This is a genomic window from Brevundimonas diminuta (assembly GCF_039673845.1).
In the GTDB taxonomy this organism is placed as follows: domain Bacteria; phylum Pseudomonadota; class Alphaproteobacteria; order Caulobacterales; family Caulobacteraceae; genus Brevundimonas; species Brevundimonas diminuta_E.
In genome coordinates, this window is record NZ_JBDJMK010000005.1 from 93,859 (window position 1) to 110,087 (window position 16,229).

At 68.6% G+C, this 16,229-nt stretch carries 15 protein-coding genes; 7 read left to right on the forward strand and 8 right to left on the reverse strand.

The genetic code is table 11. From position 1 onward, the window contains the following. Positions 1–208: 208 nt before the first annotated feature. Genes ABE454_RS06705 through mnhG form a run of 6 tightly spaced genes read left to right on the forward strand, consistent with a single transcriptional unit; the run spans position 209 to position 6,245 of the window. Positions 209–3,166 (forward strand): monovalent cation/H+ antiporter subunit A, encoded by a 2,958-nt coding sequence (locus ABE454_RS06705; protein WP_346530313.1) that lies wholly within the window; start codon positions 209–211, stop codon positions 3,164–3,166. Then, positions 3,163–3,507: a Na+/H+ antiporter subunit C gene (locus ABE454_RS06710; protein WP_430825812.1), complete on the forward strand. Its 345-nt coding sequence runs from the start codon at positions 3,163–3,165 to the stop codon at positions 3,505–3,507. The genes ABE454_RS06705 and ABE454_RS06710 overlap by 4 nt, the downstream gene beginning before the upstream one ends. After that, positions 3,504–5,096: a monovalent cation/H+ antiporter subunit D gene (locus ABE454_RS06715; protein ID WP_346530315.1), complete on the forward strand. Its 1,593-nt coding sequence runs from the start codon at positions 3,504–3,506 to the stop codon at positions 5,094–5,096. Before ABE454_RS06710 ends, ABE454_RS06715 begins: the two co-directional genes overlap by 4 nt. Next, positions 5,093–5,593, forward strand: a complete 501-nt coding sequence (locus ABE454_RS06720; protein WP_346530317.1) for a Na+/H+ antiporter subunit E — start codon at positions 5,093–5,095, stop codon at positions 5,591–5,593. The genes ABE454_RS06715 and ABE454_RS06720 overlap by 4 nt, the downstream gene beginning before the upstream one ends. Then, positions 5,590–5,871, forward strand: coding sequence for a K+/H+ antiporter subunit F (locus ABE454_RS06725; protein WP_346530319.1), 282 nt, complete (start codon positions 5,590–5,592; stop codon positions 5,869–5,871). The genes ABE454_RS06720 and ABE454_RS06725 overlap by 4 nt, the downstream gene beginning before the upstream one ends. Beyond that, entirely contained in the window at positions 5,868–6,245 is a 378-nt protein-coding gene (gene mnhG, locus ABE454_RS06730) for a monovalent cation/H(+) antiporter subunit G (RefSeq protein ID WP_346530322.1), read from the forward strand. Before ABE454_RS06725 ends, mnhG begins: the two co-directional genes overlap by 4 nt. A 6-nt stretch (positions 6,246–6,251) precedes the next feature. Here the strand turns inward: mnhG and ABE454_RS06735 are convergent, their stop codons facing one another. The 5 genes from ABE454_RS06735 to ABE454_RS06755 all read right to left on the reverse strand — a co-directional run bounded on the left by ABE454_RS06735 (position 6,252) and on the right by ABE454_RS06755 (position 9,768). Beyond that, positions 6,252–6,539, reverse strand: a complete 288-nt coding sequence (locus ABE454_RS06735; protein WP_346530324.1) for an HPr family phosphocarrier protein — start codon at positions 6,537–6,539, stop codon at positions 6,252–6,254. Then, positions 6,536–6,940 (reverse strand): PTS sugar transporter subunit IIA, encoded by a 405-nt coding sequence (locus ABE454_RS06740; protein ID WP_346530326.1) that lies wholly within the window; start codon positions 6,938–6,940, stop codon positions 6,536–6,538. The genes ABE454_RS06735 and ABE454_RS06740 overlap by 4 nt, the downstream gene beginning before the upstream one ends. 77 nt (positions 6,941–7,017) lie before the next feature. Then, the gene (locus ABE454_RS06745) at positions 7,018–7,485 is read right to left on the reverse strand and encodes an HPr kinase/phosphorylase (RefSeq protein ID WP_346530329.1); all 468 of its coding nucleotides are present in this window, start codon (positions 7,483–7,485) and stop codon (positions 7,018–7,020) included. Further along, positions 7,482–9,092 carry an ATP-binding protein gene (locus tag ABE454_RS06750; RefSeq protein WP_346530331.1) on the reverse strand — a complete coding sequence of 537 codons (1,611 nt, stop codon included), beginning with the start codon at positions 9,090–9,092 and terminating at the stop codon, positions 7,482–7,484. The genes ABE454_RS06745 and ABE454_RS06750 overlap by 4 nt, the downstream gene beginning before the upstream one ends. Then, entirely contained in the window at positions 9,061–9,768 is a 708-nt protein-coding gene (locus ABE454_RS06755; RefSeq protein WP_346530333.1) for a response regulator transcription factor, read from the reverse strand. The genes ABE454_RS06750 and ABE454_RS06755 overlap by 32 nt, the downstream gene beginning before the upstream one ends. Positions 9,769–9,967: 199 nt before the next feature. Here ABE454_RS06755 and ABE454_RS06760 point away from each other — a divergent pair, with 199 nt between their 5' ends. Further along, the gene (locus tag ABE454_RS06760) at positions 9,968–11,713 is read left to right on the forward strand and encodes a hypothetical protein (protein WP_346530336.1); all 1,746 of its coding nucleotides are present in this window, start codon (positions 9,968–9,970) and stop codon (positions 11,711–11,713) included. Positions 11,714–11,726: 13 nt separating this feature from the next. Here ABE454_RS06760 and ABE454_RS06765 read toward each other — a convergent pair whose 3' ends face one another. The 3 genes from ABE454_RS06765 to polA are packed head-to-tail and all read right to left on the reverse strand — an operon-like array spanning position 11,727 to position 16,219. Beyond that, positions 11,727–12,950 carry an NAD(P)/FAD-dependent oxidoreductase gene (locus tag ABE454_RS06765; protein ID WP_346530338.1) on the reverse strand — a complete coding sequence of 408 codons (1,224 nt, stop codon included), beginning with the start codon at positions 12,948–12,950 and terminating at the stop codon, positions 11,727–11,729. A gap of 39 nt (positions 12,951–12,989) precedes the next feature. Then, the gene (locus tag ABE454_RS06770; RefSeq protein WP_346530339.1) at positions 12,990–13,298 is read right to left on the reverse strand and encodes a GNAT family N-acetyltransferase; all 309 of its coding nucleotides are present in this window, start codon (positions 13,296–13,298) and stop codon (positions 12,990–12,992) included. 20 nt (positions 13,299–13,318) lie between these two features. Beyond that, on the reverse strand, positions 13,319–16,219 hold the full coding sequence (gene polA, locus ABE454_RS06775; RefSeq protein WP_346530342.1) for a DNA polymerase I: 2,901 nt from the start codon (positions 16,217–16,219) through the stop codon (positions 13,319–13,321). Positions 16,220–16,229 lie beyond the last annotated feature (10 nt).

The following is a 16,229-nucleotide window of genomic DNA, read 5'->3' on the forward strand; positions in this document are numbered from 1 at the left end:
TGTCCGGGTGTGTAGTGCGAGTAAGTCGCAGAATCAATCTTAACTCAAAGCTTTCCAACGGCGACTGTGCCGGTCACAAATGCGCCAACAGGTCGCTTTGACGGAAGTGCGTCATTTCCCTTAAGAAAAACTCTGGCAGAACGGTGAGGCGCAGAGGCGCTCCTGCTGAAGCCAGTCCAACACAACCCCGGAGAAGATCGAACCGCCCGTGCCAGCCAGCCTTCTCCTGATCGTCATCCTTGTTCTGCCCTTCATCGGGGCCATGATCGCCGCGGGCCTGCCGCGCCACGCGCGCACGGCGGCGGCCATCCTGTCGTGGATCATCGCCCTGATCAGCGTGATCTGTCTGGCGATCCTGTGGCCCCGGTTCCAGGACGGAGAGGTTCTGAAGCAGCAGATCGACTGGCTGCCGTCGCTGGGCGTCAATCTGATCATCCGCCTGGACGGTCTGTCGTGGCTGTTCAGCGCCCTGATCCTGGGGATCGGCGCGCTGGTGGTGCTGTATGCCCGCTATTACATGTCGCCGAAGGATCCGGTGCCGCGTTTCTTCTCCTTCCTGCTGGCCTTCATGGGCGCGATGCAGGGGGTGGTGCTGTCGGGCAACCTGATCCAGATGGTCGTTTTCTGGGAGATGACCAGCCTCTTCTCCTTCCTGCTGATCGGCTACTGGCACCAGAATGCGGCGGCGCGCGACGGCGCCCGCATGGCCCTGACGATCACGGCGACCGGCGGGGTCGGCCTGCTGGTCGGCGCGATCCTGATCGGGCGCATCGCCGGCAGCTATGATCTGGATGACGTGGTGGCGGCGCGCGACGTCATTCTGGCCGATCCGCTTTACCCCGTCGCGCTGGGCCTGATCCTGCTGGCGGCGCTGACCAAGAGCGCACAGTTTCCGTTCCACATCTGGCTGCCGCGCGCCATGGCGGCGCCGACGCCGGTCAGCGCCTATCTGCACTCGGCCACCATGGTGAAGGCGGGCGTCTTCCTGCTGATGCGGTTCTGGCCCGTCTTCGGCGAGACGGAGATGTGGTATTTCATCGTCGGCGGGGCCGGGCTGACGACCCTGTTGCTGGGCGCCTGGTGCGCCATCTTCCAGCACGACCTGAAGGGTCTGCTGGCCTATTCGACCATCAGCCATCTGGGCCTGATCTGCCTGCTGCTGGGGCTGGGGTCGGACCTGGGGGCCATCGCCGCCATCTTCCACACCATCAACCACGCCACCTTCAAGGCCTCCCTGTTCATGGCGGCGGGCATCATCGACCACGAGGCCGGGTCGCGCGATATGCGCAAGCTCAGCGGCCTGATCCGCTACATGCCTATCACCGCGACACTGGCGATGGTCGCGGCCATGGCGATGGCGGGCGTGCCCTTGCTGAACGGCTTTCTGTCCAAGGAGATGTTCCTGGCCGAGGCCCTGGCCAGCGCCCAGCACAAGAGCCTCAATCAGGCCCTGCCGGTGCTGGCGACCCTGGCCAGCGCGTTCAGCGTTCTCTATTCGCTGCGCTTCATCCACAACACCTTCTTCGGCCCGCCGCCGACCAAGCTGGACCGCGTCCCGCATGAGCCGCCGGGCTGGATGCGCCGCCCGGTCGAGGTGCTGGCGGCGCTGTGTCTGCTGGTCGGCGTCGTGCCCGCCCTGACTGTCGGGCCGTTCCTGCGCAGCGCGGCGGTGTCCATGCTGGGCTTCGACCTGCCCTATTACAGCCTGTCGCTGTGGCACGGCTTCAACCTGCCCCTGCTGCTTAGCGTCGTGGCCATGGCCAGCGGCATCGCCCTCTATGTCGTCTTCGGCAAGGCGCTGAACGCCAATCCGCGCGGCGGGCCGTGGGGGATGAAGCGGCTGAACGGCGGCTATCTGTTCGAGCGGTCGATGACCCTGCTGTCGCGGCTGTCGGAAACGGTCGAGACGCGTCTGGGCACGCGGCGGCTGCAGCCGCAGCTGCGTCTGATCGTGCTGACGGCCCTGCTGGCCGGAGGGGCGGCGGCGACGGCGGGCTTCGTCATCGTCTGGCCCGAGTTCCGCACGCCCCAGCCGCACAATCTGGCCTTCGCCGGTCTGTGGCTGGTCGGGGGCGGCTGCGCTGTGGCGGCCGCCTGGCAGGCCAAATATCACCGCCTGGCCGCTGTGGTCCTGATGGGCGGAGCGGGGCTGGCCAGCTGCCTGACCTTCGTGTGGCTGTCGGCGCCGGATCTGGCGCTGACGCAGCTGGTGGTCGAGGTGGTGACGACGGTGCTGCTGCTGCTGGGCCTGCGCTGGCTGCCCAAGCGGCTGGAGGAGATCAACGTCCCCCCGGGCGAGCAGCGCCGCGCCCGCTGGCGTCGCCGTCTGGACTGGCTGATCGCCGTGGCGGCGGGCGCCGGGGTGGCGATCGTGGCCTGGACCGTCATGGTCCGTCCGCCGGTCGAGGGCATCTCGCGCTTCTTCGTCGAGCGCGCTTATGAAGAGGCGGGCGGGCGCAACATCGTCAATGTCATCCTGGTCGACTTCCGCGCCTTCGACACCTTTGGCGAGATCACCGTGCTGGGCGTGGTGGGCCTGACCGTTCTGGCCCTGCTGCGCCGATTCCGTCCGGGTTCGGACAGCCTGTCCCGGCCGATGCAGAAACAGGTTCAGGACGAGTCCGATCGCCTGCGCGAAGGCCGGTCCGAGGGCGACACCCTGAAGGACACGATGATGATTCCGGCCGTGGTCATGCGGCTGATGTTCCCCTTCATCATTCTGTTGGCGGTGCACCTGTTCCTGCGCGGGCATGACCAGCCGGGCGGGGGGTTCGCCGCAGGGGTGGCGCTGTCGATCGCCTTCATCCTGCAATACATGGCCTCGGGCGCGGCCTGGGTGGAAGAGCGGCTGACGATCCGGCCCATCCTGTGGATCGGCGCGGGCCTGCTGCTGGCCGCCGCCAGCGGGGCGGCCGCCTGGGTGATGGGGCGACCCTTCCTGACCATGGGCTTCCAGTATGTCGACCTGCCGCTGCTGGGACGCGTGCCGTTGGCCAGCGCGGTTCTGTTCGATCTGGGCGTGGTCATTCTGGTGGTCGGCGCCACGGTGCTGATCCTGGTCGCCCTGGCGCACCAGTCGCTGCGCCGCGCGCGGGTCGAGGAGGCGGCCGCCGAAGCCGCCGCGGTCGAAGCCCTGCCTGAAACAGCCGCAGGAGAGCCGTCATGATGCAGCTCGTCCTGGCCCTCGCCATCGGGGTGCTGACCGCATCGGGCGTGTGGCTGCTGCTGCGGCCGCGCACCTTCCAGGTCATCATCGGCCTGTCGCTGGTGTCCTATGCGGTGAACCTGTTCATCTTCTCCATGGGGCGGCTGCGCACGGCCGCCGCGCCCGTGACGGTCAAGGGCGCCGAGGACCCGGCCCTCTATGCCGACCCCACGCCCCAAGCCCTGGTGCTGACGGCCATCGTCATCAGCTTTGCGCTGACGGCCCTCTTCCTGGTGGTCCTGCTCGCCTCGCGCGGGGAGACCGGCAGCGACCACGTCGACGGACAGGAGCCGGCGGAATGACCCACTGGCAGGAACACCTGATCATCGGCCCCATCGTCCTGCCGATGGTGATCGCCGCCGCCATGCTGCTGTTCGACGAGCGGCGCCGCCTGCTGAAGGGCGGGCTCAGCCTGTTCGCCATGGCGGCCATTCTGGTCATGGCCCTGGCCCTGCTGCACGAAAGCGCCACCGGCGCCGTCGGGGGCGGGGACACGGCGCGCGTCTATCGGCTGGGCGAATGGCCTGCGCCGTTCGGCATCGTGCTGGTGGCTGACCGTCTATCGACCCTGATGGTGGCGCTGACCAGCGTGCTGGGCGCCTGTTCGCTGATCTTCGCCCTGGCGCGATGGGACCGGGCGGGGCCGCGTTTCCACGCCCTGTTCCTGTTGCTGGTCATGGGGGTGAACGGGGCCTTTCTGACGGGCGACCTGTTCAATCTGTTCGTCTTTTTTGAGATCATGCTGGCGGCCTCCTATGGTCTGGCGCTGCATGGTTCGGGCGAGGCGCGCATCCGGGCGGGGCTGGCCTATATCGCCGTCAACCTGACGGCCTCCATGCTGTTCCTGATCGGGGTCAGCCTGATCTATGGGGTGACGGGCACGCTGAACATGGCCGATCTGGCCCAGAAGATTCCCGGCATCGCGGCACAGGATCGCGGCCTGTTCCACGTCGGTGCGGCCGTGCTGGGCGTGGCCTTCCTGACCAAATGCGCCATGTGGCCGCTGGGCTTCTGGCTGACCACCACCTATTCGGCGGCCAGCGCCCCGGCGGCGGCGGTGTTCGCCATCCTGTCCAAGGTCGGCGCCTATGTCGTCATCCGCCTCAGCCTGCTGCTGTTCGGGGGGGGCGCGGCCGGATCGGCCGGGTTCGGCGAGGTCTGGCTGCTGGCCGGAGGGCTGGCCACCATGGGCTTCGGCGTGGCGGGCATGATCGCGGCGCGTGATCTGGCGTGCGCGGCCTCCTACGCCGTCATGGTGTCGTCCGGGACGGTGCTGGCCGTGGCGGGGACGGGCGATCTGGATGCGCTGGGCGGGGCGGTCTTCTATCTGGTCGGCTCGACGCTGGCGTGCGGCGCCCTGTTCATGCTGGGCGAGGTGCTGCACCGGGGACAGGACCCCGGCGCCCGTTCCGGCCGCGCCGTGTTCGAAGATGAGTTCAGCGACCCCTTCGACGATGAAGAACGCAATGAGCCGGGTCTGGTTATTCCGGCGGCCGTGGCGGCGCTGGGCGGGTTGTTCCTGCTGTGCACCCTGATGCTGGCGGGCCTGCCGCCGCTGTCGGCCTTCATCGGCAAGCTGGCGATGATCGAGGCTCTGGCCAAGGCGGGCGGCGTGGCGGCGATCCTGGTCATCATCGCCCTGTCGCTGTCGAGCCTGGGGGCCCTGATCGGGCTGACGCGGCTGGGCATGGCGGCCCTGTGGTCGCGCGACGAGGAAGAGGCGCCGGTGGTTATCGGCGCGACCGAGATGATCGCCATCACCGGCCTGTTGAGCGCCTGCGTCCTGCTGGCGGTGTTCGGCGAATCGGCCTTCGCCTACGCTGCCCATACGGCCGACTGGCTGGGACGGCCGGACGCCTATGTCCGCGCGGTGCTGGGAGGCGGCGCATGATCCGGGCCGTCCTGCCGCACCCCATACTGTCGCTGGCCCTGTTCGCGGCCTCCCTGTTGATGAGCGCCTCGGTCGCCCCGCCGTCGCTGGCGCTGGCCCTGCTGGCGGCCGTGGCGGCGCCGCAGGTGATGCGGGCGCTGGATGTCGAGCCGGTGCGGGTGCGTCGTCCGCTGGTCATCCTGAGCCTGATGGCGGTCGTGGCGGGCGATGTCGTGCGCTCGAACTGGGAGGTGGCGCGTCTGGTCCTGCGCGGCGACCGGTCGGGCGGGCCGGCGCGCGTCCCGGGCTTCGTCCACATTCCGCTGGCCCTGCGCAACCGATACGCGCTGGGCATTCTGGCCATCATCATCACCAGCACGCCCGGCACCATCTGGGTCGAGTATGAAGAGGCCAGCGGCAGTCTTCTGCTGCACATCCTCGACCTTAAATCCGAGGACGACTGGGCGGGCGTGATCAAGGGCCGGTATGAACGCCGCCTGATGGAGATCTTCGAATGATGGCCGCCGTCTTCTATTGGGGGATGGTGCTGACCCAGCTGATGCTGGCCGGGGCCATGGGCATCGCCGTCTGGCGCATCATCACCGGGCCGCGGGCGCAGGACCGCATCCTGGGCATGGACACCCTGTATCAGGCGGGAATGCTGCAGATCATCGCCTTCGGCGTGCGCACCGGCAGCGACCTCTATTTCTACGCGGCCCTGATCATCGGCATGCTGGGCTTCGCCTCGACCGTCGCCATGGCCAAATTCCTGATGCGCGGCGAGGTGATCGAATGACGGCGACAGAGCTTCCGGCCTGGGTGCTGGCGCTGACGACCCTGCTGTCGCTGGCGGGGGCGGCGGTGACGCTGATCGGGGCGCTGGGCCTGATCCGGCTGCGCACCTTCTATGAGCGGGTCCATGCGCCGACGCTGGGCGCCACCCTGGGCATGGCCCTGCTGCTGGCCGGGTCGTTCGTCTTCTTCACCGCGCTCGAGCAGCGCTTCATGCCGCGCGAACTGCTGATCGGGGTCTTCTTCACCGTCACCACGCCGGTGACGCTGATCATCCTGGCGCGCGCCGCCCTGTTCCGCGACCGCACGGATCGCGCGGGGGACGGCAATCAGGTTCCGCCCGAAGACGCCTGCGACAATCCCGAAGAAGCGGTCTGAAAGCGGCTACTGGTCCTCGTCGAAGCGGCGGGCGACCAGATCGCTCAGGGCGGCCACGGCCTCGGCGGCGTCCGGCCCTTCGGCGGCGACCTGCACATCACAGCCGATCCCGGCGCCCAGCATCAGCAGGCCCATGATCGAGCGGGCGTCCACGGTCACCCCGTCGCGCGTCACCTGAATCTCGGATTCGAACTCCGAGGCCAGCTTCACGAACTTGGCCGAGGCGCGCGCGTGCAGGCCGCGCTGGTTGCAGATATTCAGCACCGCCTGGGCGGAAAGGTCGGCGTCGCTCATTTCTCGCCCGCCAGCACCCACGACGCGACCGAGATGTATTTGCGGCCTGCGTCCTGCGCATGGGCCACGCAGGCCTCAAGGCTTTCGCGGCCGCGCACGCTGGCCAGCTTGATCAGCATGGGCAGGTTCAACCCGGCGATGACCTCGGCGCCGGTCTGCTCCATCACGGAGATGGCCAGATTGGAGGGCGTGCCGCCGAACATGTCGGTCAGCAGGATGACGCCTTCGCCTTCATCGACAGCGGCGGCGGCGTCGACGATGTCGCGGCGGCGCCGCTCCATGTCGTCGTCAGGGCCTATGCATATGGCGGCGACGCCGCGCTGCGGCCCCACCACATGCTCCATCGCCGACAGGAATTCGGAGGCCAGGCCCCCGTGGGTGACGATCACCAGCCCGATCATATAGGCTTCACCAAAGACATCCCCAGCCCGCCTGAGCGGGCGCCAAGCCTTGTTTCATAGGCCAATCGCGGCGCGGATCAAAGGGCGCTGTCGTCGCGCCCGCGAACCGGCGTCATGACCCGTTGCATCGCCGCCGCCAGGATCAGGGGCGCAGACGCCGGGCGCGGGTCCAGACGCAGGCGGGGGACGACAACGCCCTCAATCCTGTCATGGGCGCGATCGGGCATCCGTTCGATCTCCTCATGGGTCAGGTGCAGCGACAGGACGATCCGCGTCATGGGCAGGAAGGCGTGGTCGATGACGCCCAGACCGCGCGCCTCCATCCGCCCGGCGATGGCGGCGGCCGGGGCGGCGTAAAGGTCGCCGTCGCAGGCGAAGACCTCGACCCGGTCATCGCCGATCAGCCGCCAGCCCTGATGCATCAGACGCAGGGCCAGATCGCTCTTGCCGACGCCCGACGGCCCCTGAATCAGCACCCCGCGCCAGCCGCCGTTCAGCTGCACGGCCGCGGCGGCGGCGTGGACAGGCTGGCGCGCAGGGGTCATGCGCGGCGGCCGGACGCGGGCAGCCGCACCTCGAACCGGGCGCCGGTGATCGCGCCGTCGGGATCCATGCGGTTCTCGGCGTGGACGCGGCCGCCGTGGGCGTCGATGATCTGGCGGACGATCGACAGGCCCAGACCGGAGTTGGCGCCGAAGGCCGCCCCCTTGGGCCGCGAGGTGTAGAAGCGCTCGAACACCGTCTCCAGATTTTCCGACGGAATGCCGGGCCCGTCGTCGTCGACGCGGATCAGCAGGGGCAGGTCCGGCTGGCTCTCGTCGCGTTCAAGACTGACGCGCACCGCGCCGTCGGGCGGGCTGAAGGACCGGGCGTTGTCGATCAGATTGCGGAATACCTGACCCAGCGGAATGTCGCGCCCGACGACACGGGCGTTGTCGGCGTCGGCGAGGAACTGGACCGGAACCTCGCCCGGCTTCTGGCCCGCCTCATAGACGCCGATGATGTCGCCCAGCAGTTCCTTCAGGTCGATGGCGCGGGGCCGGTCGCGCGACAGTTCGGCGTCCAGCCGCGAGGCGTTGGATATGTCGGTGATCAGCCGGTCCAGACGCCGCACGTCCTGTTGCAGCAGATTCGTCAGGCGCTCGCGCTGCTCCTCGGTCTTGACCAGAGGCAGGGTCTCCAGCGCCGAGCGGATCGAGGTCAGGGGGTTCTTGATTTCGTGGCTGACGTCGGCGGCGAACCGCTCGATGGCGTCCATCCGCGTCGACAGGGTGTCGGTCATGGATTCCAGCGCGCGAGCCAGATCGCCGATCTCGTCGCGACGGCCCTCGAGGTCGGGCAGGGAGATGGCGCGCGCGCGCTGCAGGCGCACCTGATCCGCCGCCGCCGACAGTCGCATGACAGGTCGCGCCACGAACAGGTGAAGCACCAGCGACGCCAGAAGATTGACTGCCAGCGCGACCAGGGCGAAGGGCGTCAGCGCCCGTCTCTGCGCCGCCAGGGTGGCGTTGACGTCGCCCGCCTCCAGCGTCAGCACGCCCAGAACCTGCTGCACATGGCGCACGGGCAGGGAGACGGAGACGACGCGCTCGCCTTCCTCGCTGCGGCGCAGACCGGCCTGCGGCGCGCCTTGCAGAGCACGCTCGACCTCGGCCGACAGTTCGGCGTCGGCGCGGTCCAGCCGCGCCGTCTCACGCGGGGACGGCTCGGTCGGCGCCAGCGCGGTTCCGGCGGGATGAGCAGGGGGCAGGGGGGCGCCCGGAATGGTGTCGCTGACCCGATAGGAGTCGGACACCTCGATCCCGTCCATGTCGAACAGGCGGGCGCGCTGACCGGCGGGAATGAAGTTGTCGCGCAGCCACAGGGCGGCGGCGCGGTCATCCAGCATGGGATAGGGGTCGCCCTGGGTGATGCCCAGTTCGCCCAGAACGTTGGCCAGAAGTTCAGCCTGAACGCTGAGGGATTCCTGACGCGCCTCGATCAGGCCGCGCTTCCACTCGTTCAGCAGCAGGGCGCCGCCGAACAGAATCAGCAGGCTGAGCAGATTGAGGGCCAGGATGAAGCCGCCCAGGCGCGATCCGCCGAAGCGGAATCGGCGCCGCGCCCGGACGTCTTCGGTTTCAGCTCTCGCGGTAGCGGTATCCGACGCCATACAGGGTCTCGATAGCGTCGAATTCAGGATCGACCATGCGGAACTTCTTTCGCATCCGTTTCACATGGCTGTCGATGGTGCGATCGTCGACATAGACCTGATCGTCATAGGCGGCGTCCATCAGGTTGTCGCGGCTCTTCACGAAACCGGGGCGCTGGGCCAGAGCCTGCAGCAGCAGGAACTCGGTGACGGTCAGCTTCACCGGCTTGCCGTCCCAGGTCGATTCGTGGCGCGCCGGGTCCATCGACAGCTTGCCGCGCTTGATGGCTTTTCCGGCCTCGGCGGCGGCGGGATCGACGGGGTCCAGACCTTCGACGCCTGCACGGCGCAGCAGGGCCTTCACCCGCTCGATCAGCAGGCGCTGGCTGAAGGGCTTGTGGATATAGTCGTCGGCGCCGAGGTTGAAGCCGAGGATCTCGTCGATCTCCTCGTCCTTGGACGTCAGCATGATGACCGGAATGCTGGAGGTCTGGCGCAGGCGGCGCAGCACTTCCATGCCGTCCATGCGGGGCATCTTGACGTCCAGTATGGCCAGATCAGGCGGCGTCGCCTCCAGCGCTTCCAGGCCCGAGGCGCCGTCGTGATAGGCGGTCACCGTGTGGCCGTGGCTTTCCAGCGCCAGTGAGACGGAGGCCACGATGTTCTCGTCGTCGTCGACAAGGGTGATGTTAGCCAAGGGCTTCTCCTTAGTGCGGGCGGGGCGATCGTCTGATCGGCCGCCTTTGTCCGATAACGCACGGCAAGCGTAACCGTTCTATGCTTTCACGGTGACATTACGGCCAATGCAAAATGGTCTGACCCGACGGCGCTTTCAAGCCGCACACAGAAAAGACGAAACCTTGCCTTAAAGCCTGCAACGTCAGGATGCCGCCCTGTTGTCGACGCAAGGCGCCATGGCCGGTCCCGTTCACTATGAGATTCATGTTCGCCGCGCGGCGCCGGACGACTGGACCCTGTCCCATGCGACCGAGGACCGGCGCCGGGCGCTGGACGCCGCCGATGATCTGATGCGCGAGCGTCAGGCCGTGGCGGTGCGCGTCACGCGCGAGACGCTGGACCCTGAAACCATGGAGTTCGCCAGCGCGGTCATCCTGACGCGCGGAGCCCCGATGCTGAAACGACGCCGCAGCGAACCGGCGCCGCCGCGCGGCCCGGCCTGTCGCAGCGTGCAGGACCTCTATGCCCCCCATGCGCGCGAGACGATCGGGCGGGTGCTGGAGGATTGGCTGAACCGGCATGAGACGACGGTCTTCGAACTGCTGCACCGCCCCGATCTGGCCGAGCGGCTGGAGGCGTCGGGCGTGGAGCTGCAGCACGCCATACAGAAGGTGGCCGCACCCGAGGCCCGCTCCATGCCCGGCCAGTCGGTGCACGATCTGATGCGCCATTATCAGCGCCTGACCGAACAGGCGGTGGAGCGGCTGTTGAAGGCCGGGCGCAGCGGCGCGTTCGCCGATCTGCGGACACAGCCGGTCGCCGATGTGGCGGCGCGCCTGACCGGTTCGACCGAGCGGGCCTTTCGGATGGGCGGGGCGGTGGCGGCGTCCCTGCGCGGCGCAAGCGGGGCGCGGGCGCGGCTGGAGCGGCTGATGGACCTGTGCGATCAGGCGCCGCCTGCGGGGCCGCCGCGGGCGCTGGTCTTCGTGCCGGTCGAGCAGATCCTGTGCGAGCTTCTGGGGTCGGGGGCGGGCCTGGCCCGGCTGCTGGGACCGGGGCTGGAGCCGGGCGTCAGTCTGGCGGCGGCGGTGCGCATGGCCGCCCCGGTCGAGGTCGGCGCCCTGATCGCCCATGATCCGCGTCTGGCCCTGCTGGCGCCGCCGATCGACGGCCCGCCTGCGCGTCTGGGCGCGCGGTTGGCGGCGGGCGAGTTTCCTCTGCTGGCGTCGGCGCTGGCCCGCGTGGTGCAGCGCGAACTGATGGGGCGGCGGCGACTGCGGCCCGGCGATGCGGCCGCAGAGATCGAGACCCTGCGCCTTCTGGCCATGGCGTTGACGGCCACGGCAGGGCGGCTGCTGACGCTGGAAGAGGTGCAGACCGCCTTCACCGAGCGCTCGCGCAGTCTGGTCGCGGCCGATTTCGTCGCCGCCTGCGTCGCCGACTGCGCCACGGTGCTGGCCGAGGCGGAGCGGCTGACATGGTTGTGCGAAAACGTCACCGGCGCGGCCAACAAACGGGCGGCGGCGCGGTGGCTGAACGCTTGCGTCGGCTCGCTGCGGTTCGAGAGCGAAATGCGGGGTCGCACGGCGACGAACGCGCCCGCGCCGGGCCAGAGGCTGATGGCGCTGGCCGAACTGCAACGCGCGGTCAGTCATGCGGGCCTGCCCCAAAAGGAGACGCAGGCCATCGTCGACGCCCTGGGTCAGGTCGGCGGGGCGATCGAGGCGGATGCGCGGATGACGATGCAGATCGCCCGCTCTTCGGCGCCCGTTCCGCAGAAGCTGGCGGCCCTGTTGCGTCTGGCGGCGGGGGAAACCGGACCGACCGGCCCGGCGGCGGCGCGCGCCCGCGACGAGGCGGTGCGGCTGATGCGCGGCCCGGACGTCCGCGCCGCCCTCAGCGCCGAGCCGCAGGCGGTGCAGACGCTGAAACCCCTGATGCTGGCGGCCGGTCTGGCGGCCTGAAGGACGCCTGCCGTCAGCAGTGCTGGCCCGCCGCCCAGCCCGACGACCAGGCCCACTGGAAGTTGTAGCCGCCCAGCCAGCCGGTCACGTCCGCGACCTCGCCGATGAAGAACAGGCCGGGGACCGCCTTGGCCTCCATCGTCTGTTGATCAAGGGCGGCGGTGTCGACCCCGCCCAGCGTCACCTCTGCCGTGCGATAGCCTTCCGAGCCGACCGGCTTGACCGTCCAGGCGTTGACCGCCTCGGCCAGGGCGCGCAGCTTTTTGTCGCCGACCTCGGCCAGCTTGCCCGACAGGTTTTCGCGCGCGCACAGGGCCTCGGCCAGACGGCGCGGCACGACGTGGCCGACGGCCGTGTGGACCGCCTGCTTGCCGTTCTCGGTCTTGGCGGCCAGAATTTCGGCGGCGGCGTCACGGTCGGGGGCCAGATCAACGGTGATCGCCTCGCCTTCGCGCCAGTAGGAGCTGATCTGCAGGATCGACGGCCCCGACAGGCCGCGATGGGTGAACAGCAGGCCTTCGCGGAAAATGGTTTCTTTGGCCGGGCGCCCCGCGCCCGCATCCTTGGGCGCCTTGTGGCGCACCACGGCGTCGACCGACACGCCCGCCAGCGGCTTCAGCTGCTCCAGCAGGCCGGGCTCGAACGTCAGGGGAACCAGCGCAGGCCGGGTGTCGGTGACGCGCAGGCCGAAGCGCCGCGCCACCTCATAGCCCCAGCCGGTGGCCCCCATCTTGGGAATGGATTTGCCGCCGCTCGCCACGACCAGAGACGCCGCCGTCACCCGCGATCCGTCGTCCAGATCGACCTGAAACCGCTCGCCCGCGCGCTCCACCGCCTTGACGCCGACGCCCAGCGACAGGGTGACGCCCGCCGCCTTCATCTCGTCTGTCAGCATGCGGATGATCTGTTTGGCGCTGTCGTCGCAGAACAGCTGGCCCAGCGTTTTCTCGTGCCAGGCGACGCCGTGGCGATCGACCATCTTGATGAAGTCGTGCTGGGTGAAGCGGCGCAGGGCCGACAGGGCGAAACGCGGATTTTCGCCCAGAAAATTGGCGCCGCTGGTCCCCAGATTGGTGAAGTTGCAGCGTCCGCCGCCCGAGATGCGGATCTTCTCGCCGGGCGCGCGGGCGTGGTCGATCACGCGCACGCGGCGGCCGCGCTTGCCCGCCTCGATGGCGCACATCATGCCGGCCGCGCCGGCGCCGACGATCAGGACGTCGATGTCTGAAGACTTCATGGCCCCGCCCTAGCAGGCGGCGGGGCGCGAAGCGATGGCTTACAGGCCCAGCATGGCCCGATAGGTCGGATGCACCTGATCGGCGTATTCCGGGTGCTTCTTCAGATAGCCGGAGAAGAAGGGGCAGGTCGGCAGGATCAGCAGGTCTTTCGCCTTCAGATCGGCCAGGACGTGCTTGGCCATGCGGCTGGCGATGCCGCGCCCTTCCAGCGGGACCGGCACGATGGTCTCGGTGATCAGCCGCCCGCCCGCGACGGGGTTGTAGATGACCACGGCGGTCTCGCCGTCGACATCCAGCTCGTATCGCTTGGCCTCTTCGTTGTCGCGGATTTCGGGGTCCAGGCTCATGTCTTCGTCCTTGATTGGCGTTAGTGCGCGTCGTCCCAGTTGGCGGCGGCCTTGGCTTCGACGTCCAGCGGAACGCTCAGGGCCACGGCCGGTTCAGCAGCCGTCTCCATCACGCGGCGGATCAGGGCGACGGCGCGGTCGGCCTCGGCCTCGGGGGCCTCGAACACCAGTTCGTCGTGGACCTGCAGCAGCATCCGGGTCTGAAGGCCCGCTTCGGCCAAAGCGCCCGGCATACGGATCATGGCGCGGCGGATGATGTCGGCGGCGGCGCCCTGGATCGGGGCGTTGATGGCCGCGCGCTCGCCGAACTGGCGCTCGGCGCCGGACTTGGAGTGGATGGCCGGGATGTGGATGCGCCGCCCGAAGACGGTGGTGACGAAGCCCTGCTCCTTCACCAGCGCCTTGGTCCTGTCCATATAGTCGCGGATGCCGGGGAAGCGCTCGAAATAGGTCTTGATGTAGGCGCCGGCCTCGCCCTGTTCGATGCCCAGCTGGGCGGCCAGTCCGAAGGCGCTGATGCCGTAGATGATGCCGAAGTTGATGGCCTTGGCCCGGCGGCGCGTCTCGCTGGGCATGCCTTCGACCGGGACGCCGAACATTTCGGACGCCGTGGCGGCGTGAATGTCGAGGCCGCTCTTGAAGGCGCGCTTCAGCTCGGGAATGTCGCCGATGTGGGCCAAAAGGCGCAGTTCGATCTGGCTGTAGTCGGCGCTGATCAGCACATGGCCCGGCGAGGCGATGAAGGCCTGACGGATCTGGCGGCCGGTCTCGGTGCGGATCGGGATGTTCTGCAGGTTGGGGTCGCTTGAGGCAAGACGCCCCGTCGTCGCCGCCGCCAGCTGATAGGAGGTGTGGACGCGGTTCGTCTGCGGATCCATCGCCGCGACCAGGGCGTCGGTATAGGTGCCCTTCAGCTTGGACAGCTGGCGCCAGTCCAGAATGGTGCGGGGCAGGGGATGGCTGTGGGCCAGATCCTCCAGCACGCTGGCGTCGGTGCCCCACTGGCCGCTGGCGGTCTTCTTGCCGCCGGGCAGGTTCATCTCGCCGAACAGGATCTCGCCGATCTGGCGCGGGCTGCCGACGTTGAACGGGCGCCCGGCCAGCTTGTGCGCTTCCTCCTCCAGTTCGGCCATGCGCTGGCCGAAGGTCGAGGACAGGGAGCGCAGCCGGTCGGGATCGACGCGAACGCCCGCCTGCTCCATGTCGGCCAGAACGGCGGGCATCCCGCGCTCCAGCGTCTCATAGACGGTGGACAGCCCCTCGGCCGCCAGACGCGGTTTCAGAAGGCGATGCAGGCGCAGGGTCACATCCGCGTCCTCGGCGGCGTAGCAGACGGCCGATTTCATCTCGACATGTTTGAAGCTTTTCTGGCTCTTGCCCGTGCCCGCCACGCTCTTAAAGGTCATCGGCTCGTGCCCGAGGTGCAGGCGCGACAGTTCGTCCATGCCGTGGCCGTGCATCCCGCCTTCCAGCACATAGGAAATCAGCATGGTGTCGTCGATCGGGGCGACGCGCACGCCGCGCCGCGCCATGACGGTCAGGTCGTATTTGATGTTCTGGCCGACCTTCAGGACCGAGGGGTCTTCCAGCAGCGGCTTCAGCCGTTCCAGAGCCGTCGCCTTGTCGATCTGCACCAGCGGCGGGCGGGCGTCGCCGCCGTCGCCGAAGTCCAGCCCGCCGTCGCCGGTCGGCTCATGCTCATGCGTCAGGGGAATGTAGCAGGCCTCGTTCGGCCCGACCGCCAGCGACAGGCCGCACAGCCCCGCGTGGGTCGAGGACAGGGCGTCGGTCTCGGTGTCGAAGCCGATCACGCCCGCCGCCCTGGCGCGCGCGATCCAGCGGTCCAGGTCTTCCAGCGTCTGCACGCACTCATAGCGGTCGCGGTCGATGGCGTGGGTTTCGGCCGGGACGGCGGCTTCAGTCTGGCCATAGCGCGGGGCGGCGACCGGGGCCGTCGGCTGGCGGGCGAAGGCCGAGCCCTCCTTCTGCGGCGCCTTGCCGTCCCCGACGCGGCGGGCCAGCGAGCGGAACTCCATCGTCTCAAGGAAGTCCGACAGGGTCGCCGGGTCCGGGTCTCGGATGATGAAGTCGGCGATCGGTTCGGGGATCGGCGCGTCGCAGGTCAGCTTCACCAGCTCGCGCGACAAGCGGATCTGATCGGCGAAGTTGATCAGGGTCTCGCGGCGCTTGGGCTGTTTGATCTCGCTGGCGCGGGCCAGCAGGGTGTCCAGATCGCCGTATTCGTGGATCAACTGGGCCGCCGTCTTGGGGCCGATGCCGGGGGCGCCGGGGACGTTGTCGACGCTGTCGCCGATCAGGGCCTGAACCTCGACCACCTTGTCGGGCGTGACGCCGAATTTCTCGAACACGGCCTCTTCTTCAAGGCGGCGGTCCTTCATCGGGTCGTACATGACCACGCCGTCGCCGATCAGCTGCATCAGGTCCTTGTCGGAGCTGACGATCACCGCCTCGCCGCCCGCGTCGCGCGCCTGACAGGCATAGGTGGCGATCAGGTCGTCGGCTTCATAACCGGCCATCTCGACGCAGTGGACGCCGAAGGCCTTGGTCGCCTCGCGCACCAGCGGGAACTGCGGCACCAGATCCTCGGGCGCCGGGGGCCGGTGGGCCTTGTATTGATCATAGAGATCGTTGCGGAAGGTCTTCTCCGAATGGTCGAAGACAGCGACCAGGTGCGTCGGGCCGTCCTCGCCCTTCATGTCCTTCAGCAGCTTCCACAACATGTTGCAGTAGCCCTGCACCGCGCCCACGGGCAGGCCGTCCGACTTGCGCGTCAGCGGCGGCAGGGCGTGATAGGCGCGGAAGATGTAGGCCGAGGCGTCGATCATCCACAGTCGCAGGGGTGCTGCATCCTGCGAAGGGGACGGGGCGGGCGTGGCGGATTCGGCGGGCGCGTCGGTCATGCCGCGAACA